Origin of the sequence: Allorhizocola rhizosphaerae (assembly GCF_003426775.1) — a bacterium.
Taxonomy (GTDB): Bacteria; Actinomycetota; Actinomycetes; order Mycobacteriales; family Micromonosporaceae; genus Allorhizocola; species Allorhizocola rhizosphaerae.
Genome location: NZ_QJUG01000164.1, coordinates 1 through 18959 on the forward strand (window position 1 = coordinate 1; position 18959 = coordinate 18959).

Annotated in this window: 23 protein-coding genes and 2 pseudogenes; 17 read left to right on the forward strand and 8 right to left on the reverse strand. The window is 67.8% G+C overall.

Annotation, left to right across the window (positions count from 1 at the left end; translation table 11 throughout):
* The 7 genes and pseudogenes from DM816_RS28975 to DM816_RS29000 form a co-directional block, all read left to right on the forward strand.
* On the forward strand, nucleotides 1-273 hold a 273-nt coding region (locus DM816_RS28975; RefSeq protein ID WP_211588903.1), incomplete at its 5' end, for a hypothetical protein.
* A gap of 95 nt (nucleotides 274-368) precedes the next feature.
* On the forward strand, nucleotides 369-857 hold the full coding sequence (locus DM816_RS28980; protein ID WP_117213561.1) for a hypothetical protein: 489 nt from the start codon (nucleotides 369-371) through the stop codon (nucleotides 855-857).
* A gap of 104 nt (nucleotides 858-961) precedes the next feature.
* The gene (gene pdxS / locus DM816_RS28985) at nucleotides 962-1855 is read left to right on the forward strand and encodes a pyridoxal 5'-phosphate synthase lyase subunit PdxS (protein ID WP_117213562.1); all 894 of its coding nucleotides are present in this window, start codon (nucleotides 962-964) and stop codon (nucleotides 1853-1855) included.
* The gene (gene pdxT, locus DM816_RS28990; RefSeq protein WP_117213563.1) at nucleotides 1852-2448 is read left to right on the forward strand and encodes a pyridoxal 5'-phosphate synthase glutaminase subunit PdxT; all 597 of its coding nucleotides are present in this window, start codon (nucleotides 1852-1854) and stop codon (nucleotides 2446-2448) included. The genes pdxS and pdxT overlap by 4 nt, the downstream gene beginning before the upstream one ends.
* Entirely contained in the window at nucleotides 2449-3198 is a 750-nt protein-coding gene (locus tag DM816_RS28995; RefSeq protein WP_117213564.1) for a YebC/PmpR family DNA-binding transcriptional regulator, read from the forward strand. It begins immediately after the preceding gene.
* 244 nt (nucleotides 3199-3442) lie between these two features.
* Nucleotides 3443-3610, forward strand: a pseudogene (locus DM816_RS45965) (hypothetical protein); the annotation flags it as partial.
* 300 nt (nucleotides 3611-3910) lie between these two features.
* Nucleotides 3911-4714 (forward strand): helix-turn-helix domain-containing protein, encoded by an 804-nt coding sequence (locus tag DM816_RS29000; protein ID WP_246002378.1) that lies wholly within the window; start codon nucleotides 3911-3913, stop codon nucleotides 4712-4714.
* A gap of 108 nt (nucleotides 4715-4822) precedes the next feature.
* On the opposite strand, the gene DM816_RS29005 is transcribed toward DM816_RS29000, so the two are convergent.
* Complete coding sequence (locus tag DM816_RS29005; RefSeq protein ID WP_117213566.1) at nucleotides 4823-5221, reverse strand: RidA family protein; 399 nt, start codon at nucleotides 5219-5221, stop codon at nucleotides 4823-4825.
* Nucleotides 5222-5419: 198 nt separating this feature from the next.
* On the opposite strand from DM816_RS29005, the gene DM816_RS29010 reads away from it, so the two are divergent.
* Together DM816_RS29010 and DM816_RS29015 are read left to right on the forward strand one after the other, a co-directional pair.
* Nucleotides 5420-6043, forward strand: coding sequence for a DUF2461 domain-containing protein (locus DM816_RS29010; RefSeq protein WP_117213567.1), 624 nt, complete (start codon nucleotides 5420-5422; stop codon nucleotides 6041-6043).
* A 10-nt stretch (nucleotides 6044-6053) separates the two neighbouring features.
* On the forward strand, nucleotides 6054-6659 hold the full coding sequence (locus DM816_RS29015; RefSeq protein ID WP_162907944.1) for a DUF4231 domain-containing protein: 606 nt from the start codon (nucleotides 6054-6056) through the stop codon (nucleotides 6657-6659).
* On the opposite strand, the gene DM816_RS29020 is transcribed toward DM816_RS29015, so the two are convergent.
* Genes DM816_RS29020 through DM816_RS29030 form a run of 3 tightly spaced genes read right to left on the reverse strand, consistent with a single transcriptional unit; the run spans nucleotide 6656 to nucleotide 8063 of the window.
* Complete coding sequence (locus tag DM816_RS29020; protein WP_117213569.1) at nucleotides 6656-6937, reverse strand: DUF2087 domain-containing protein; 282 nt, start codon at nucleotides 6935-6937, stop codon at nucleotides 6656-6658. The genes DM816_RS29015 and DM816_RS29020 overlap by 4 nt on opposite strands.
* Nucleotides 6924-7541, reverse strand: coding sequence for a pyridoxamine 5'-phosphate oxidase family protein (locus DM816_RS29025; protein WP_117213570.1), 618 nt, complete (start codon nucleotides 7539-7541; stop codon nucleotides 6924-6926). The genes DM816_RS29020 and DM816_RS29025 overlap by 14 nt, the downstream gene beginning before the upstream one ends.
* 30 nt (nucleotides 7542-7571) lie before the next feature.
* Nucleotides 7572-8063, reverse strand: a complete 492-nt coding sequence (locus DM816_RS29030; protein WP_162907945.1) for a DUF1990 domain-containing protein — start codon at nucleotides 8061-8063, stop codon at nucleotides 7572-7574.
* 179 nt (nucleotides 8064-8242) lie between these two features.
* On the opposite strand from DM816_RS29030, the gene DM816_RS29035 reads away from it, so the two are divergent.
* Nucleotides 8243-9970, forward strand: coding sequence for a trypsin-like serine protease (locus tag DM816_RS29035; RefSeq protein ID WP_117213580.1), 1728 nt, complete (start codon nucleotides 8243-8245; stop codon nucleotides 9968-9970).
* 22 nt (nucleotides 9971-9992) lie between these two features.
* Here DM816_RS29035 and DM816_RS29040 read toward each other — a convergent pair whose 3' ends face one another.
* On the reverse strand, nucleotides 9993-10766 hold the full coding sequence (locus DM816_RS29040; protein ID WP_117213572.1) for a VOC family protein: 774 nt from the start codon (nucleotides 10764-10766) through the stop codon (nucleotides 9993-9995).
* Nucleotides 10767-10865: 99 nt separating this feature from the next.
* On the opposite strand from DM816_RS29040, the gene DM816_RS29045 reads away from it, so the two are divergent.
* Both DM816_RS29045 and DM816_RS29050 read left to right on the forward strand, forming a co-directional pair.
* A complete protein-coding gene (locus DM816_RS29045) occupies nucleotides 10866-12461 on the forward strand; it encodes an MFS transporter (RefSeq protein ID WP_117213573.1) in 1596 nt (531 codons plus the stop codon).
* Nucleotides 12458-13075, forward strand: coding sequence for a TetR/AcrR family transcriptional regulator (locus tag DM816_RS29050; protein WP_117213574.1), 618 nt, complete (start codon nucleotides 12458-12460; stop codon nucleotides 13073-13075). Before DM816_RS29045 ends, DM816_RS29050 begins: the two co-directional genes overlap by 4 nt.
* On the opposite strand, the gene DM816_RS29055 is transcribed toward DM816_RS29050, so the two are convergent.
* From DM816_RS29055 to DM816_RS29065, 3 genes are read right to left on the reverse strand one after another with little or no spacing between them, the layout of a single operon-like run.
* Nucleotides 13053-13796, reverse strand: a complete 744-nt coding sequence (locus tag DM816_RS29055) for an alpha/beta hydrolase (protein ID WP_117213575.1) — start codon at nucleotides 13794-13796, stop codon at nucleotides 13053-13055. The two genes, DM816_RS29050 and DM816_RS29055, sit on opposite strands and share 23 nt — an antisense overlap.
* Nucleotides 13797-13835: 39 nt before the next feature.
* Nucleotides 13836-14822: a zinc-binding dehydrogenase gene (locus tag DM816_RS29060; RefSeq protein ID WP_246002379.1), complete on the reverse strand. Its 987-nt coding sequence runs from the start codon at nucleotides 14820-14822 to the stop codon at nucleotides 13836-13838.
* Nucleotides 14823-14851: 29 nt separating this feature from the next.
* Nucleotides 14852-15244: a hypothetical protein gene (locus DM816_RS29065; protein ID WP_117213577.1), complete on the reverse strand. Its 393-nt coding sequence runs from the start codon at nucleotides 15242-15244 to the stop codon at nucleotides 14852-14854.
* A gap of 46 nt (nucleotides 15245-15290) precedes the next feature.
* On the opposite strand from DM816_RS29065, the gene ruvC reads away from it, so the two are divergent.
* From ruvC to DM816_RS29090, 5 genes and pseudogenes are all read left to right on the forward strand, one after another.
* Nucleotides 15291-15806: a crossover junction endodeoxyribonuclease RuvC gene (ruvC, locus tag DM816_RS29070; RefSeq protein ID WP_117213581.1), complete on the forward strand. Its 516-nt coding sequence runs from the start codon at nucleotides 15291-15293 to the stop codon at nucleotides 15804-15806.
* 214 nt (nucleotides 15807-16020) lie between these two features.
* A complete protein-coding gene (gene ruvA / locus DM816_RS29075; protein WP_117213578.1) occupies nucleotides 16021-16620 on the forward strand; it encodes a Holliday junction branch migration protein RuvA in 600 nt (199 codons plus the stop codon).
* A gap of 61 nt (nucleotides 16621-16681) precedes the next feature.
* Nucleotides 16682-17728, forward strand: coding sequence for a Holliday junction branch migration DNA helicase RuvB (ruvB, locus tag DM816_RS29080; protein ID WP_117213579.1), 1047 nt, complete (start codon nucleotides 16682-16684; stop codon nucleotides 17726-17728).
* A 136-nt stretch (nucleotides 17729-17864) separates the two neighbouring features.
* Entirely contained in the window at nucleotides 17865-18233 is a 369-nt protein-coding gene (yajC, locus tag DM816_RS29085) for a preprotein translocase subunit YajC (RefSeq protein WP_425455285.1), read from the forward strand.
* A gap of 147 nt (nucleotides 18234-18380) precedes the next feature.
* Nucleotides 18381-18959 (forward strand): annotated as a pseudogene (locus tag DM816_RS29090) (protein translocase subunit SecD); the annotation flags it as partial.

Sequence of the window (18959 nt, forward strand, 5' to 3'; positions counted from 1 at the left end):
GGCGAAGTTTCCGGGCTGAAGCAGGGACAGGCGCGGCTCGAGGGCGAAGTTTCCGGGTTGAAGCAGGGACAGGCGCGGCTCGAGGGCGAAGTTTCCGGGTTGAAGCAGGGACAGGCGCGGCTCGAGGGCGAAGTTTCCGGGCTGAAGCAGGGACAGGCGCGAATCGAAGACCGCATGACGCGGATCGAAGACCGCATGACACGGATCGAGGATCGGATCGAAGGGCTCGAGGCGCTCGTCCGAAAGGGCTTCGGGATGGAGGCCGATCAGTAGCGGAGGTGTTCTGACCGGCTCGGGCGATGGGTTGGCCGGGCCGGTCAGCGCGTGGGCAGTGGCGGCCGGTGGCGCGGTCGCGTGAGGCATCTAGGATGCCGGACATGAGTTGGGTGGTGGGCGTGGTTGCCATAGTCGTGGCGGCCGCTTCCTATGTCACCTGGACGGCCACGCGCGTGGATCGGCTGCATGCCCGGGCCACCGCCGCGGGCAGGGCGCTGGACGCGCAGCTCGTGCGGCGCGCGGCGACCGCGGCCGTGCTGGCAGAGGAGCGCGGGAGCACGGATCTTTACGGCGCTGCCCGGGCCGCGATTGACGCGCGGCCCGACGACCGGGAGGCGGCGGAAAACGATCTGACCCGCATGCTGCGCAAGCAAGAGCTCGACTTGAACGACGAGAACAACCAGGCGGTGATCGCGGCCAGCCGGCGGGTAGCCTTGGCCAGGCAGGTGCACACCGATCTGGTCCGCGACGCGCTCGCGGCCCGCTCAAGACCGCTGGTGCGGTTGTTCCGGATGACGCGCAGGCACCCCGCGCCGCGCTATTTTGACATCGACGATCCCACGCTCAGCTCTATGGCCTAGGTCACAAGTCGGTCCACGCGCCTTTGATTGGCGCTGGGAGAGGGCCAATCCCACTTTCTAGCATGGGGATGTCCATCCCCATGGTTGTGAGGAGAGTTTCTGGCATGTCCGCAGAAGTCAGCACAGGCACGGCCCGGGTCAAGCGGGGCATGGCCGAGATGCTCAAGGGCGGTGTGATCATGGACGTGGTCACCGCCGAGCAGGCGAAGATCGCCGAGGACGCTGGTGCGGTGGCCGTCATGGCGCTGGAGCGGGTTCCGGCCGACATCCGCGCGCAGGGCGGCGTGTCGCGCATGAGCGACCCCGACATGATCGACGGCATCATCAAGGCCGTCTCGATTCCGGTCATGGCCAAGGCCCGGATCGGCCATTTCGTTGAGGCGCAGGTGCTGCAGGCCCTCGGCGTGGACTACGTCGACGAGTCCGAGGTGCTCACACCGGCCGACTACGCAAACCACATCGACAAGTGGGCGTTCACCGTGCCGTTCGTGTGCGGCGCCACCAACCTGGGCGAGGCCCTGCGGCGCATCACCGAGGGCGCGGCCATGATCCGCTCGAAGGGCGAAGCGGGTACCGGAGACGTCTCCAACGCCACCACCCACATGCGCAAGATTCGCGCCGAGATCAAGCGCCTCACCTCCCTGCCCGAGGACGAGCTCTACGTCGCGGCCAAGGAGCTGCAGGCGCCCTACGAGCTGGTCAAGGAGGTCGCCCACACGGGCAAGCTGCCGGTCGTGCTGTTCACCGCCGGCGGGATCGCCACACCTGCCGACGCCGCGATGATGATGCAGCTGGGCGCCGAGGGCGTGTTCGTGGGCTCGGGCATCTTCAAGTCGGGCAACCCGGCCCAGCGGGCCGAGGCCATCGTCAAGGCGACCACCTTCTACGACGACCCCGACGTGATCGCCAAGGTGTCGCGCGGGCTCGGCGAGGCCATGGTCGGCATCAACGTCGAGGAGATCCCGCAGCCGCACCGTCTCGCGGAGCGTGGTTGGTGAGTGTCGTCGGTGTGCTGGCGCTGCAGGGTGACGTCCGTGAGCACCTTGCGGCGCTGGCCGAGTGTGACGTGATCGCCCGCCCGGTGCGGCGGCCGGCCGAGGTCGCCGAGGTCGATGGACTGATCATCCCGGGTGGCGAGTCCACCACGATGAGCAAGCTGGCGCAGACGTTCGAGGTGTTCGATCCGATCCAGCAGCGGATCAAGGAGGGCATGCCCGTCTACGGCTCGTGTGCCGGCATGATCATGCTGGCCGACCGCGTGCTCGACGGGCGGCCCGATCAGCGCAGCTTCGGCGGGATCGACGTGACCGTGCGCCGCAACGCCTTCGGGCGCCAGGTGGACTCGTTCGAGGCACAGGTCAATTTCGATGGCGCGCCGTTCCCGGCGGTGTTCATCCGCGCCCCGTGGGTGGAAGAGGCCGGGCCGGAGGTCGAGGTGCTGGGCCGCGTCGAGGGCGGAACCGCCGACGGTAGAATCGTCGCGGTTCGGCATGGTCACCTGCTGGCCACCTCCTTCCATCCGGAGTTGACTGGTGACCTCAGGGTGCACCAGCTGTTCGTGGAGATGGTGCGGTTCGCGCGGGAGGGTTAAATGTCCGGCCACTCAAAGTGGGCGACGACCAAGCACAAGAAGGCCGTGATCGACGCCAAGCGGGGCAAGCTGTTCGCGGGCCTGATCAAAAACATCGAGGTGGCCGCGCGCAACGGGGCCGACCCGGCGGGCAACCCCACCCTCTACGACGCCATCCAGAAGGCCAAGAAAAACTCCGTGCCCAATGACAACATCGACCGCGCGGTCAAGCGCGGCTCGGGGCAGGAGGCGGGCGGCGCCGACTGGCAGACCATCATGTATGAGGGCTACGGGCCCAACGGCGTGGCGATCTTGATCGAGTGCCTCACCGACAACCGCAACCGGGCCGCGGCCGAGGTGCGCACGGCGCTGACCCGCAACGGCGGCACGCTGGCCGACCCGGGCTCGGTGGCCTACCTGTTCTCCCGCAAGGGTCAGGTCATCGTGCCGAAGAGCGGACTGTCCGAAGACGACGTTCTGCTGGCCGTGCTGGAGGCGGGCGCGGAGGAGTGCAACGACCTCGGCGAGTCGTTCGAGGTGATCAGCGAGCCAAGCGACCTGATCCCGGTGCGGTCGGCGCTGCAGGCGGCGGGCATCGACTACGAGTCGGCCGAGACCACCTTCGTGCCCAGCGTGCAGGTGCCGCTGGAGGAGGAGGGAGCCCGCAAGGTGCTCAAGCTGGTCGACGCGCTCGACGACTGCGACGACGTGCAGAACGTGTTTGCCAACTTCGATGTGCCTGACGACATCATGGAAAAACTCGAGGCCTGACGCTCGGGAAGTTCCCACGAAACTCCGACACACCGTTGTCGCCGACGCCGGCCAGGCTGAGCTCCGATACCTGAAGGAAGCAGGAGGAGGAGCATGGTGGGCATGGATAGGGTCGCCTGGTTCGAGGTGGCCGCGCACGACGCGGATGGGGCGCAGGAGTTTTTCGGCGAACTGTTCGGCTGGACGTTCGCCCCGGACCCGGTGTCGGCCGGCGCGGGGATGGACTATCGGCTGATCACCTATCGTGACGGCGAGGAATCCGTGGGAGGCATCTTCGGCACTGGCGGTCAGATGCCGGATCACGCCGTGTTCTCGGTTGTCGTCGTCGACGTGGCCGAGACGTGCGCGAGCGCGCAGCAGCTCCTGGCTGGCGCGGCGCTTCGAGGTCAGCGTCCGCACGATCGAGCGCGATCTGGCGGCCCTGCAGCAGTCCGGCGTGCCCATCTGGGCGCGTCACGGCCGCCGCTGTTACTGCCTGGACGCGTCGATGACGTTGCCCCCGCTGAATTTCACGCCGAGCGAGGCAGCGGCGATCGCGGTGGCCTTGGCAATGGCCGGGCCGGTGCCATTCGGCTCGGCAGCGCGCAGCGGTATGGCCAAGATCGCGGCTGCGATGTCCCCGGCCGCACGCGATCGCGCGGTGGAGATTGTCAGCCGGGTCCGGGTGTCCGAGCAACTCGTGCGTGCGCCCGGTGAGCGGATCGTCTCCGCGGTGGCCGATGCCCTGGCCGAGCGGCGGCTGCTCGAAATCGACTATTGCGACCGGCAAGGCGTGCTCACCCGTCGAGCCGTCGAGCCGGTCGGCTTCGTAGAGATCTTCGCGGACCGACCGTCGCGAGTAGAGACTATGACGGGCCTGACCAGCGATCAAGTCGACCGTCTCGTCCTCGACGTCCATGTGCGAGCAGACCTGGACCCAGCCCGCCGCCGCGTCGTAGGCCCCTACCGCACTGTACTGATCGTGCTGCTCTACCTACGCCATAACCTCTCCCAGGCGCTGCTTGCAGAGCTGTTTGGCTGCTCCCAGCCGACCGTGTCACGCCTGATCAGCCGCCTCACACCAATGATCACCATCGTGCTCACGCCGAACGCCGAACAGGTAGCCGAGCGCGAGCTTCGCTCCACCGTGCGCATCGACGGGTTCCTCGCCCCGACCGGTGACCGGCGCAAGGACACCTACACCTCGGGCATGTACTCGGGCAAAGCGCCACGCCTGCGGATTCAACATCCAGGTCGTCGGCTCCTGGCACGGCACCCTCGTCATGACCGGAAAGCCCATGCCCGGCTCGATGAACGACGCCAAAGCCTGGCGCGAATCCGGCTTGGCCCAACGATTCGACGGTCGGCTACACACCGACGGTGGTCCCGGCGGCTTCGCCGACACGCCTACACCGGCACCGGCCTGTGCATCCCCCTGCGCAAACCCAAGGGACAGACGCCGACCCAGTCGGCACGTGGGTACAACCGGATGATCGCCTCCCGCCGCGCCAACATCGAACGCGTCATCGCCACTTGAAAAACTGGAAACTCCTGGCCACCGGCTACCGCGGCCTGCTCGACCGGTTCCCAACCTTCCTGGACGCCATCACGAGACTCGAAATCTACCGAGTCTCATGATGAACCCTCATGGGACGACAGCAACGGCGTCGACCTCGACGAGCTGGCCCCGATAGCCGAGCACCGTGACGCCGAGAAGCGTGCTCGGCGCGTCGTGGTCGCCGAACCGAGCGCGCACCACGTTCCAGGCCGCAACGAGGTCGGCCTGGTCAGTGCTCGCGACGTAGACAGTCGTGCGCACCACGTCGGTGAGCGCAGCCCCCGCCGCCTGCAGCGCCACCTCAAGGTTGTCCATGACCTGCCGCGCCTGCCCGGCGACGTCACCAGGCGCCACAACCCGGTCGTGCTCGTCGATCGGACACGCACCAGCGGTGTGCACGAGCCGGCCACCGGCCGGGACTACCGAGGCGTAGGCGTACGGCACGGCATCGGTCAGGCCGCTAGCGCGGATCAGTTCCACAGACATGGCGCCGACTGTGTCACCTCCGCCGCCACGACGCCACCAAATTCACGGCAGCGTCAGCGGATGCGCACGCTTGGGACCCGACCAGCTCCCGATCCTCCTCGACGCCATCAGCAAACTGGAGATCTACCGAACGTTACGATTATCGATTGAATAACGCTCTTAGCGCTCTTGGGCTTGTTGGGAAGGAATAATCAGCAGGTGGGCTTTAGTGGATTCACGGATGAGGCGACGCTCTTTTACGAGGGTCTGATGGCGGACAACTCGAAGACGTACTGGACGGCGCACAAAGACGTCTACGAGCGGGCCGTGCGCCGGCCGATGCAGGAGCTGCTCGACGAGCTGGCCCCGGCCTTCGATGCCGACGTGACGCTGTTCCGGCCCTACCGGGACGTGCGGTTCAGCAAGGACAAGTCGCCGTACAAGACGCATCAGGGCGGGTTCCTTGAGGTCGTGTCCGGCGTGGGCTACTACGTGCAGATCGATGCGGAGGGAGTGCTTGTCGGGGGCGGATTTCACGCCCACGATCGCGAGCAGATCGCCCGCTATCGGTCCGCTGTGGACGCTCCCGGCTCGGGCAAGCAGCTTGCCGACATCGTTGGCAAGCTGGAAAAGGCGGGCTTCGAGATCGGCGGGGAGCAGGTGAAGACGCGCCCGCGCGGGGTCGCGCCGGATCACCCGCGGCTGGATCTGATGCGGCGCGAATATGTGACCGCGGGCCGCAAACTGGCGCCAGAGCAGGCGACGGTGGCGTCGGTGAAGAAGGACTGGCGCAGGCTCGTTCCGCTGATCGAATGGGTGCAGGAGAACGCACCGCCCACTTAGGATGCTCCGCGTGAACACCCCGCAAGATTCGAGTTGGGGCGACGAACAGACGGGCGCGATGCCCCTGTTGTCGCCGCCAATGCCGCCACCGATGCCCCCGCCCGGATCGTCGTATGACATCGGGTTGTCCAACACCCCGTTGCCCCCGCCTCCGCCATATCCGCCCCAGCCCTCGTACACCAGCGGCACGACGCAGATGCCGACCGCGTTCGTGTCCAACCTGCGCGCCGAGATCCGTCAGCTGGAGGGGTACTTCGCCAAGCAGACGCGCAAGTTCCGGTGGTACGGCACCGCCACACTGCTGTGCGCCGCGGCCGTGCCCGTGATGGTCGCGGCCGACGCTTGGCCGTGGTTGGTTGCCCTGTCAGGCGCGGTCGCGGCGATCTCCGGGTCGGTCCAGACCCTGTACCGCTTCCAGGATTCGGGGCTGAGCGCGATGAGTCTGGCCAACCGGCTGGAGGCGGAGCTGGTGCGCTACGAGACCGGCACCATGCCCTATGCGGGCGGTCCGGGCGGCGGCAACTTCAACAATCTCGTCGATCGCGTGACCACGCTGCGCGAGGAGGCGAGCGCGAGTTTCCACGGCGTGTGGAGCAGCGCGAGCATCAAGAGCTAACCGATATCCACCGGGCCGCCGGTGCGCCAGTACAGCCCGTCGGCCCGCTCCATGAGGCCGGCGTCGATCAGGTAGCGCCGAAGCGATACCCAATCCGTCTCATAGAAGGCACGAAGCACGGCGTCCACCTCCCGCTCGGGGTAGCGCACGCCGGGCTCGAAAGCGCACACGATGTGTTCGAGGATCACCCGCCGCTTGCCGGCCCGGGCGGGCATCGCCACGAGCCGGCCGTCCTTGTCCAAGAAGGTGTTGAGCACCTTCTCGTCAGCGGACCTCATAGAGACCCTTCAAATAGCCGGGCCCGTAGTATTCTTCGAGCTCCTCCAGCGTCTCGGGGGTGTTTTGCACCACCTTGACGATGCGGGCGTGGCTGGGCAAGGTGTCCGGCGCCCAGGACGCGGGCTGCCACAGCTCCGAGCGCAGGAAAGCCTTGGCGCAGTGGAAGAAGATCTGGTCGATCTCGACGACGACGGCGAGCACCGGCCGGTGTCCCTTGACGATCATCTGGTCGAAGTAGGGTGCGTCCGACACGAGGTGGGCGCGCCCGTTGATGCGCAACGTCTCACCCCGGCCCGGGATCAGGAAAACCGTGCCGACGTGCGGGTTGCTCAGGATGTTGAGGTAACCGTCGGCGCGCCGGTTGCCCGGCCGCTCCGGGATGGCGATCGTGGTGTCGTCGATGACGTGCACGAATCCCGGCGGGTCGCCCTTCGGCGAGACGTCGCAGTTGCCGGCGGCGTCGCTGGTGGCGATGAGGCAGAAGGGCGAGCGGGAGAGCCACAGGCGGTCCATCTCGTGCAGCCGGGTGCGCTCCTTGGAGACCGCGCGCCCTTTCGGCTCACCGAGCAGCGCGCGCAGCTCCGCCTCCGTCGTGATCTTCATATGTGTACCCTATCGCGCCACACAAGCGCGTTAGTGCTCGTGTCGGGCCAGCTTGCGCGCGCCGGCCACGTATCGGTCGGTCATCCGCTCCTGCATGAATGTCGTGATTGGACCACCGAGCCGGGCATACCACGCGGCGTGCCGGCTGAAGGCCCGCACCGCGAAGCGCACCTGGCCCTCGCCAGACAGGGTCGCCTCGAACGCTTCCTCGCCCCGCGCGGGGTGCCCGGGAAGCGTGCCGAACCCGTACCCATACGCGCCGGGCTCGTCACGCACCCACACCACCTGGCACGGGATGCGCAGGAAGCCCAGCGTTGCCACGAACCGCTCACCGGCAACCGGCCCGCCCAGGGAGCGCACCCGCATCCCGGCCAGGCGGTGGATCCGCCATTGCCGCATGCCATCGCGCACGGCGGCGAAGGCGGCCTCGCCGCGCCCGACGACCACATCGCGCCGCACGTGCCGGTAACCGCCCGGCATGTCTCCGCCGCGCGTCCCCCCAACCTCCGAATAGGTGAGCACTACACGATCTTAACCGGCTACTGAAAGTAGCGACAGCGCTCAATATTGCTAAACATCTCTGTGATCGCATACGTTCCTCTCCGACCCGGTTATCCCCGGGCGGGACAAGGGAGGGACAAGTGACAAAAGGTCTACGCGCCGCATTCAGGGCAGGAGTTGTGGCGCTCGTCGGCTTCGCGATGGCCGGGTTGGCGGCCACGCCCAGCCACGCTGAAGACGACGGATACGTCTGGCCACAGGTCGTCGGGGGCACGCCCGCCGCACAGGGCGAGTTCCCATGGATGGTCCGCCTCTCGATGGGCTGCGGCGGCGCCGTCTACACACCAACGCTCATCCTGACCGCCGCGCACTGCATCAGCGGCAGCACCGGCCCCAACACCTCGATCACCGTGACGTGGGGCGCGGTGGACCTGCAAGACCCCAACCGCGTGACCCGGCAGTCGAACTACGTGTTCAAGGCGCCCGGCTACACCAGTGTCGGCAACGGCAAGGACTGGGCACTGATCCGCATCTCCCAGCCGCTCAACTCGCCGGTGCTCAAGCTCGCCACGGACACCTCGCTGCACAACGGTGTCTTCACCGTGGCCGGCTGGGGCGCAGCCCAGCAGGGCGGCGCACAGCAGCGCTACCTGCTCAAGGCCGACGTCCCGTTCATCTCCGACACGCAGTGCGCCAGTGCGGGTAGCTCCTACTCCTCGCTGATCTTCAATGAGATGATCTGCGCGGGCAACTGGGACAGCGGCGGCGTCGACACCTGCCAGGGCGACTCCGGCGGCCCCATGTTCAAGCGCAACGCGGCCAACGAGTGGATCCAGGTCGGCATCACCAGCTGGGGCATCGGGTGCGCGCAGCCGCGCAACCCCGGTGTCTACACCGAGGTGCGCTACTTCGCCAACGACATCTGCTCGGCGGCGGCGTCGCTTGGCGGCTGCCAGGGCGGCATAGGCGTGAGCAACCCCGGCAACCAGAACAGCACGGTCGGCACGGCCATCACCCCGGTGAACCACACGGCCAGCGGCGGCACGGCGCCGTACACCTTCACGGCCACCGGCCTGCCGCCAGGCCTGTCCATCAGCTCGTCCGGCACGGTCAGCGGGACCCCGACCACGGCCGGCAGCTACAACGTCACGGTGACGGCGACGGACAGCTCGTCGCCCGCCAAGACCGGCAGCGCGTCCTACACGTGGACGGTGAGCGGGCCGCCCATACCGGGCTGCACCCAGACCAACGGCACGGACGTGCAGATCCCCGATCTGTCCACTGTGGAGAGCACCATCACGGTCACCGGCTGCACGGGCAACGCGTCCGCGACGTCCAGCGTTCCGGTGAACATCGTGCACACCTACATCGGTGATCTGGTGGTCACGCTGGTCGCGCCGGATGGCAGCACCTATGTGCTGCACAACCGCGCGGGCGGCAGCGCCGACAACATCAACCAGACTTATCAGGTCAACCTGTCCAGCGAGGTGGCCAACGGCGTGTGGAGGCTGCGGGTACAGGATGCGGCTTCCTCGGACACCGGCTACATCAACTCGTGGGGCGTCGGCCTCGGTGGCGGGACGCCCGCGTGCAGCGGCACCAACAACACCGACGTTCAGATCCCCGACAACACGACGGTCAACAGCTCCATCGCGATCGCGGGTTGCTCAGGCAACGCGTCGGCGACGTCGACCGTGGCCGTGAACATCGTGCACACCTACATCGGTGATCTGGTGGTCACGCTGGTCGCGCCGGATGGCAGCACCTATGTGCTGCACAACCGGGCGGGCGGTAGTGCCGACAACATCAACCAGTCGTATCAGGTGGACCTGTCGAGCGAGGCCAAGAACGGCAACTGGACCCTGCGGGTGCAGGACGCCGCCACGGCCGACACGGGCTACATCAACTCGTGGACCATCAACCTGTAGGCGCGTAAGACAACCCGGACTTTCAGCTCGGCTGGAAGTCCGGGTTCATCTGGATGACGGAGAAGTATGCGCCCTGCGGGTCGTGGACGATGGCGAACCGGCCGAACGGGGTGTCGGACGGCTCGACCGTCACCGTGCCGCCGAGCTCCTTCACCCGCGCGGCGGTGGCGTCGCAGCCGGCCACCTGGATGTAGTTCATCCAGTGGTTCGGCAGATCGGGCGGCCACTGCTCGCCCTCCATCACCATCATCCCCGCTGCGGGCCCATCGCCCAGCTGGAACGTGGTGTACGGGTTGGGTCCCTCCCGCTCGGTGAACGTCCAGCCGAACACCTTCGGGTAGAAATCCTTGCCCACCTTGGGTTCTCGGGTAGTCAGCTCCGACCAGCAGTAGGTGTTGTCGACGCCGAACAGTTCGCCGCCCGGGTTCTTGCCCGCCTGCCACACGGCGAACGCCGCGCCCGACGGGTCCACGAACACCGCCATGCGCCCGTAGTCGAGCACATCCATCGGCGGGACCAGCACGGTGCCGCCCGCCTGCTCGACCTTGACGGTGGTGGCGTCGGCGTCGTCGGTCGCGACATACATCGTCCACACCGGTGGCGTGCCCGGAGCCATGGCCGGCCCGACGCCGGCGACCTGCTTGCCGTCCTGCAGGAACAGCGTGTAGCCCATCGCCTCGGGCTCAGGTGAGACCTGCGTGGTCCAGCCGAACAACCGGGAGTAGAAGTGTCGCGCGGCTTCGACATCGGTGGTCTGTAGATCGATCCAGCTTGGCATGCCTGATGGATTGGCCATGCACCCGATCTTCGCACCGATTGGTCCGCTCGGTGCTCCAATCAGTGTTGCGTGTCACAATCGATACGAGACGGTTCCGTATCGGAACTACGAAGCGTAATGTCCCTGGGCGTGACTATAGAAGGAAACACGGGGCACCCGAGGCGCTGGGCGATCTTGAGTGTGATGGTCGTCAGCCTGCTCGTGGTGGTGTTGGACAACACGGTGCTCAACGTCGCGATGAAAACGCTTGCCGACCCGGTGCACGGCCTAGGCGCTACGCAGAGTCAGCTTGAGTGGGCCATCAATTCCTACACCCTTGTCTTCGCCGGGCTGCTGTTCAGCTTCGGCGTGCTCGGCGACCGCTGGGGCCGCAAGCGCATGCTGGTGACCGGTCTCGTGCTGTTCGCGATCGCGTCCCTGTTGTCCGCCTATTCGCAGGATCCTGGCCAGCTCATCGCCGCGCGGGCGTTCATGGGTCTCGGCGGTGCGGCCATCATGCCCGTGACGCTATCGATCATCTCCAACGTCTTCGACCCGCGGGAGCGCGGCAAGGCCATCGGGATCTGGACCGCGTCGGTCGGTCTCGCGGTCGCCATCGGCCCACTGCTCGGCGGCTTCCTGCTGGAACACTTCTGGTGGGGATCGGTCTTCCTGATCAATGTGCCGATCATCGCGGCCGGTCTCGTCGCCGTCTTTTTCTTGGTACCGGAGTCGCGCGACCCCAACCCGGGCCGGGTTGACTACCCGGGAGTGGTGCTGTCCGTGGTCGGTCTCGTGTCGCTCACCTACGGCATCGTCGAGGGCGGCGAGCATGGCTTCGGCCAGCCTTCGGTGTGGGCGTTCATCCTCGGCGGCCTCGCGATCCTGGCAGTGTTCCTGTGGTGGGAGGCGCGCACGACGCACCCGTCGCTGGACGTGAAGCTGTTCAAGAACCCGGCCTTCTCCGCCTCCATCGCGAGCATCGCGCTGATGTTCTTCGCCGCCATGGGCTCGTTCTTCTTCGTGAGCTTCTACCAGCAGTTGGTCCGTGGCTACTCGCCGATGGAGTCCGGCGCGATGCTCGTGCCGTTCGCCGTGGCGCAGATGGTTTTCGCCCCGCTGTCCATGACCATGGTGAAACGCTTCGGGGTGCGGATGGTCTCGGCGGTGGGCATCTTCGTGTCTTCGGCCGCCTACGGCTCCATCGTGTTCTGGGACGCCGAAACCTCGGTGCTGACGATCGTGCTCACGTTCCTGGTGATGGGTGCGGGCATCGCCAACGTGATGCCGCCCGCGATGAACACCATCATGGCGAGCCTGCCGCGGGAGAAGGCGGGCGTCGGCTCGGCCGTGTCCAACACGGTCCGCCAGGTCGCCGCCGCGCTCGGCATCGCGGTGCTTGGCTCCGTAGTGATGGCGGTCTATCGTGATCAGATGGAGTCGGCCGCCGGTGCGCTGCCGGAGCAGGTGCGGGGCGCGGCCACCGAATCGGTCGCGGGTGCCTACGGCGTGGCCGATCGGCTGGGCGCGGCCGGCGCACCGCTGGTCAATGCGGCCAACGACGCGTTCATCCAGGCCATGCATTGGGCGGCTGTGGGCTCGTTCATCGTGGGCATGATCGGGGTCCTCGTGGTGTCGGTCTGGCTCCCGCGCAAGTCGGCGGCCGCGACGCAGGGCCCGGCGACGCCGCCTGAACCCACACCCGAGCCAGAGCTAGTAGGGTCTCGGCGATGACGACCCAGCAGGACGCCGGTACTGCGCGGGCGGGAGGCCGCCCGCGCAGTACCCGTGCCGACGAGGCCATCCTTGAGGCGACACTAGATCTGTTGAGCGAGGGCGTGACCGTCGATGCCATCTCCATCGAATCGGTCGCCGGCCGGGCCGGGGTGGGCAAGGCGACCATCTACCGGCGCTGGCCCAACAAGCAGGCGCTGCTCGCCGACGCCGTGATGGCGCTGAAGGGCCCGCCGCAGCAGCCGGTTGGCGACACCTTCCGCGAGCGGGTGCTGTCGTTGATGTCCAGGGCCGGGTGGGGCAACGACGAGCGGGCCACGCGAATCTTCCCGTGTCTGATGCCCGAGGTGATGCGCAGCGAGGCCGCTTACCAGCTGTGGCAGAGGGTGGTTACGGAGCCGCGCCGCGAGGTGATGCGGCAGTTGTTGCGGCGCGGCATCGCCGAGGGTGAACTGCGCGCCGACCTCGATGTCGAGGTGGCAGCGTCGGTGTTGACCGGTCCCGTGGTGCTCAACCGGGTGCTGCGCTGGAATCCGAACTTGGACGAAGACACCCTGCCGGAACAGGTCGTCGACATGGTGCTGGCTGGAATCAGCGCGCCGGGGCGTGCTTAGCCAGGAAGGCGTTGACCCCGTCGGTCGCCTCCTTGGAGCTCGGGATGAGCGCGACGCCGTGCGCGCCCGTGCCCGGCGCGATCAGCAGTTGCGCATCGGGGCTCGCCTTCGAGGACTGGTGCATCTTCTCGGCGGCCATCACATAGGTCGACTCGCCCGCGCCGGAGACGTAGAGCACGGGCATGGTGAGCTTCGGTGCCGCGCTGACCGCGTCGGCCCCGCTGAACACGCCCGGTGCGGACAGCGAGACCACCGCCTGCACCGGCGGCGTGATGGAGGCCGCCGCCTCGATGACCGCCGTGCCGCCCATAGACGCGCCCATGAGGACCACTTTGGACACTCCCTCGGCACGGATCGCCTTGACCGCCGTGGTCACGTCGTCGGACCGGCCGGGGCTGCCGCCTGGCGAGCCGCCGAAGCCCGAGAAGTCGAACGCCAGCACGCGATAGCCCTTCTCGGCCAGCTCCACGGCGTTGTCCAGCCACTGGCACACCGAGCCGCCGTTCTGGTGAGCGAGCACGATCCCGGTCGATCCGCTACCGAGCACGATCCCGACCAGTTTGCTGGGCCCGAACGTGACGTGCTTGGCGTTTCCGGTCGAGTCGGCGCAGTTGGGCCCGGCGATCGGGCCCTTGGGCGACTCCTGTGCGGCGGGCTCCGTTGCCCCTGCGCAACCTGTGGCAAGGACCAGCACGACGAGCAATTGAGGTAAAAAGCGCATGCTGAGTGAAACGTCAGGCGCTCACCAAAGGTTGAAAGCTCACGGTCGCAGCGCGAGTTTGCCCACGGTGGCACGGTTTTCGAGCATGGCGAGCACCTTGGGTCCTTCGGCCAGGTCGAACACGGTCGGCTCGCCTGGGGCGAACACGCCCACTTCTCGCAGCGCATCCAGTTCGGTCATCAGCTCGGCGAACAGGTCCGGAGCCCACCGCCCGAACAAGGCGATATGCAGGCCGATCACGTGGATCTGGTGCTTGAACACAAGGTCCGAATTGGACACGCTTGCGGGGCCTCCGGCAAGCCCCAAGACAACCACCCGGCCGGTGACGCGCTTGGTGGCGGCCAGGCTGGTGGCAAAGCTTTCCCCGCCCACGGATTCCAGGACCAGGTCGACGCCCGTCCCGCCGGTGAGCCGCGCCGCCTCGGCCGCCACGTCGGCGGTGGCGTAATCGAGCACGTGGTCGGCGCCGAGCGCCCGCACCACATCGTGTTTCGAGGCGGAGGCGGTGGCGATGACCGTGGCACCGTAGTGCTTGGCCAGTTTCACCGCGGCCTGCCCGACACCGCCGGCCGCGGCCTGCACCAAAACTGTCTCACCGGCTTGAAGCCGCCCCAAGGGTCTGAGGGCGGCCAGGGCGGTTGCCCAGTTGAGCACCAACCCCAGCGCCTGCTCGTCGCGCCAGCCGGTAGGCACCGTTGCCGCCCCGGCGATGGGCATGACCATGTATTGGGCGAACGCGCCGTAGCCCGTGCCGATCACGTGCCGGCCGATCTCCGCCTCGGGCACGCCGTCGCCGACCGCGACGATCTCACCGGCCGCCTCGAAGCCCGCGAGGTAGGGCGGGCGCGGACCGCCCTCGTAGATGCCGTGGGTCTGCGACACGTCGGCGAAGTTCACGCCGGCTGCGGACACCTTGATGAGGACCTCGCCCGGCCCGGGTGCGGGAACGGGCACGTCGACGAGGGCCAGTCCCTCGGGGCCGTCCAAATTGGACTGTAGCAGGGCGCGCATGTTGGTAGTCGTCACATTGGATCACCAACGCCGCGTGCCGCCGATTATGCCAGCGCCGAGGCGTGGCCGTGCTCATAGCATCCCGGCGAACCTTTCAGTAGGATGCGGTACCCGGTGACGAACTCCGGCGAATTCCGATCGAGCCCCGTCATCCCGCGCGCCGTGTGCGGCACGGCGGCCGGGGCGAGCGCCGCGCCGAACAGCGCCGGCATCAAAGATCTCGGATCCACGTCTCGCCGGATCTCACCGGCCTCGCGCAGCTCGGTGGCCATGCCGTGGAAGAACTGCGCGTCGTCGTCGGCCGCGCCGGTCAGCCCGTCGCACAGCAGGAGCCCGGGCCGGCCGACGCCCGCGAGCGGTTGGCCGCGTTCCGGCCGGCCGAACTGGATGCGATCGCGAGGTTCCTCGCCTTCGCCCTGGACAACCAGCGCCGTCACGCCGACCGCCTGCGCCGCGTAGACTAATGTGTCGTACGTGCGTTCGGTGCGTGTGCTGGGAGTTGACCCGGGTCTGACCCGCTGTGGTGTGGGTGTTGTCGAGGGCCTGCCCGGGCGCCCATGCTCGCTTGTGGACGTTACGGTGATCACGTCTGAGCCGTCCTCCGATCTGGCGGAACGGCTGCTCAATCTGGACCAGTGCCTGGCCGAGCTGATCGCCAAGCACAAGCCCGACAGCGTCGCCGTCGAGCGGGTGTTCAGCCAGCACAACGTGCGCTCGGTGATGGGCACCGCGCAGGCGTCGGCCGTGGCCATCCTGGCCGCTGCTCGTGTCGGGCTGCCCGTGCATACTTACACTCCGAGCGAGGTCAAGGCGGCCGTGACCGGCTCGGGCCAGGCCGACAAGCGCCAGATGACCACCATGGTGACCCGTCTGTTGCGTTTGGACACACCGCCTCGCCCGGCCGACGCCGCCGACGCGCTCGCGCTGGCCATCTGCCACGTGTGGCGGGGCGGCACGCGCGCCAAGATGGAGCAGGCCTGGCGAAGGGCGGTGTCATGAGCGAGGGCTTGCCCGAGCGAGTCGGGGGGCATGCGCCGCGTGGCGGAGTGGAGGGACGCCGTGGTGGCGGGGGCTTGTCCGAGCGAGTCGGGGGGCATGCGCCGAGGAGCGCAGTGGAGGGACGCCATGGTGGTGAGGGCTTGCCGGAGCGATTTGTGAAATTGGGATTCGATCATGCGTTGCGGCAGCATGGCGGACGTGAGGGAGCCATAGCATGATTGCCAGTGTGGCCGGCACGGTCGCGTCGATCGGTGCGGACGTGGCCGTCGTCGAGGTGGGCGGTGTCGGGCTGGCGCTGCATTGTGCGCCCGCGACGCTGTCCGCGCTGCGCGTGGGCAAGCCCGCCAGGCTGGCCGCGAGCCTGATCGTGCGGGAAGACTCGCTGACGCTGTTCGGGTTCGCCGACGATGACGAGAAGCACCTGTTCGAGCTGCTGCTATCGGCGAGCGGGGTTGGGCCGAAGATCGCGCAGGCGGCGCTGGCCGTGCATGCGCCCGACGTGTTGCGCGCGGCCATCGCGCAGGGCGACATCTCGACGCTGACCGAGGTGCCGGGCATCGGCAAGAAGGGGGCCGAGCGGATCGTCCTGGAACTGCGCGACAAGGTGGGCCCGCCAACCGCGCTTCCCGTCCAGGGTGGACGGTCGCAGGCGTGGACCGAGCAGGTGCGCCAGGGTCTGATCGGGCTCGGCTGGAGCAACGCGCAGGCCGACCAGGCCGTGGCCCAGGTGGCGCAGACCATTGATGGTGCCACGCCGCCGCCCGTGCCGGTCTTGCTCAAGCAGGCCATCCGACTGTTGGGCAAGCACCGATGAGCGACGGCTTGCCCCGAGTGAACCAGAAGCCAGGCCTCCCGGAGCGAAGCGGAGGTGAGAAATGAGCTCAATTGTGAGCCCCGCCGCGGATCCGGCCGAGCGCGATGCCGAGGCGTCGGTGCGGCCCAAGCGGCTCGACGACTTCGTGGCCCAGGAGCGGGTGCGCGAGCAGTTGGAGGTGCTCCTGCACAGCGCGATCAAGCGCGGGTCGCCGCCCGACCACATCCTGTTCTCCGGCTCGCCGGGCCTGGGCAAGACCACACTGGCGATGATCGTGGCCGCCGAGTTGGGCGGGGGACTGCGCATGACGTCCGGCCCGGCGATCGAGCGGTCCGGTGATCTGGCGGCCATCCTGACCGGGCTCCAGCAGGGCGACGTGCTGTTCATCGACGAGATCCACCGCATCGCGAAGCCGGCAGAGGAGCTGCTGTACAGCGCGATGGAGGACTTCCGGGTCGACGTCGTGGTGGGCAAGGGTCCGGGCGCGACCGCGATCCCGCTCGACGTGGAACCGTTCACTTTGGTCGGTGCGACCACACGATCGGGGCTGCTGACCGGGCCGATGCGTGACCGGTTCGGGTTCGTGGGACATCTGGACTTCTATCACGCCGACGAGCTGGCCCTCCTTTTGCGACGGTCGGCGCGGATCATGGGGGTCGCCGCCACGAATGAGGGACTCGCCGAGATCGCCGGGCGCTCACGCGGTACCCCCCGGATAGCAAATAGGCTGCTGCGACGGGTGCGTGACTATGCGGAGCTGCGCGCCGACGGCGTGGTCAATGTCGTCACCGCTCGCGCGGCGCTGAAGGTCTACGACGTCGACGACGCCGGTCTGGACCGGCTGGACAAGGCCGTGCTCAGGGCGCTGGTGGAAAACTTCGGCGGAGGTCCGGTCGGATTGTCGACCATCGCGGTGGCGGTGGGGGAGCAGCCCGACACGGTCGAGGAGGTCGTGGAGCCGTTCCTGGTTAGGGCCGGATATCTCGCCCGGACGCCGCGGGGGCGGGTCGCCACGGCGTCCGCGTGGCAACATCTCGGAAAGAACCCCCCAAATGGTACCTTTGGGGGCGGCGTCGACCCGGCGCCCGATCTGTTTTCGGGATCGTAGGGAACCGTGGGTGTGCGAATGGCTGCATAGCGACTAGACTTCCGGCGATCCGAACGGTCGATAGCCGCCGCCGTCGGCGTGCCTGCTTTTTAGTGCCGGTGCGCCGTTGGAGGCCACTTGGAAAGGCACATTCGAGGTGCTACTCGCACAGCAGCAAGGGTCCGGAAGCATCTGGCCGACCATAGGCATGTTCGCTCTGCTCTTCGGCTTGATGTACCTGCTTTTCATCCGCCCGCAGTCCAAGCGGCGCCGGGAAGCCGAGCAGATGCAGCGCTCACTGGACAACGGCAACAAGGTCATCACCATCGGCGGCCTCTATGGCACAGTCGTCGGCTCCGACGACGAGAGCGTGACGCTTGAGATCCAGCCCGGGGTCACGGCCCGCTTCGCCAGGCAGGCCATCGCCCGCGTGCTGCCCGCCGAGTCCGCGTCCACCGCCGAGCCGGCCTCCGCGCCCAGCGAGGAGACGCCGAGCGCGGTAGAGGAAACGAAGAAGTCCAATTGATCGTGCACCACGGCGCCGCCCGGCGCCGTGGTCTTACCCGTCCATGTCCACAGGGGAGACTCGAAAGCCGTGGCACCACCTCAAAAACAGCCCCGCCCGTCGCGGTCGCTCGCGATACTGGCGGCGCTTTTCGTCATACTCGGCGCGATGGTTTGGTTCAGCGCCCCCGGCAACACGGGCTGGCGCGAGAAACTTGAGCCGAGGCTCGGCCTCGATCTGGTCGGCGGCACCCGGGTCACCCTTAGAGCGATCACCCAGGATGGCAAGGCGCCCAGCCCGACCGACCTGGAGCAGGCGCGCCAGATCATCGAGCAGCGGGTCAACGCACGCGGCGTGTCCGAGGCCGAAGTGCTGACCGAGGGCGGTGTCAACATCGTGATCTCGGTGGCGGGCCGGTCCGAGGAGGCCGTGCGTGATGTGGGCCAGGCCTCGCAGCTGTTTTTCCGCAAAGTGATCAAGGAGGGGAACGGCACGGGCCCGTCGGCACCGGCGCCCTCGCCGAGCGCTTCGGCGTCACCGGGCGCGACACCGTCACCCTCGGTCAGTGGCACGCCGTCACCGCAGGCGTCCGGCCAGGGCGGTGGCGCGGTGGCGCAGACCCCCTCGCCGAGCATCTCCCCGTCGGCGAGCCCCAACGCCTCGCCGAGCCCCGGCGCCGCGGGCGCCGCCACCGAGGCGGAGGTCAGGGCGAAGGTGGGCGCGGCCGCTTGGGACGCGGCCAAGGCG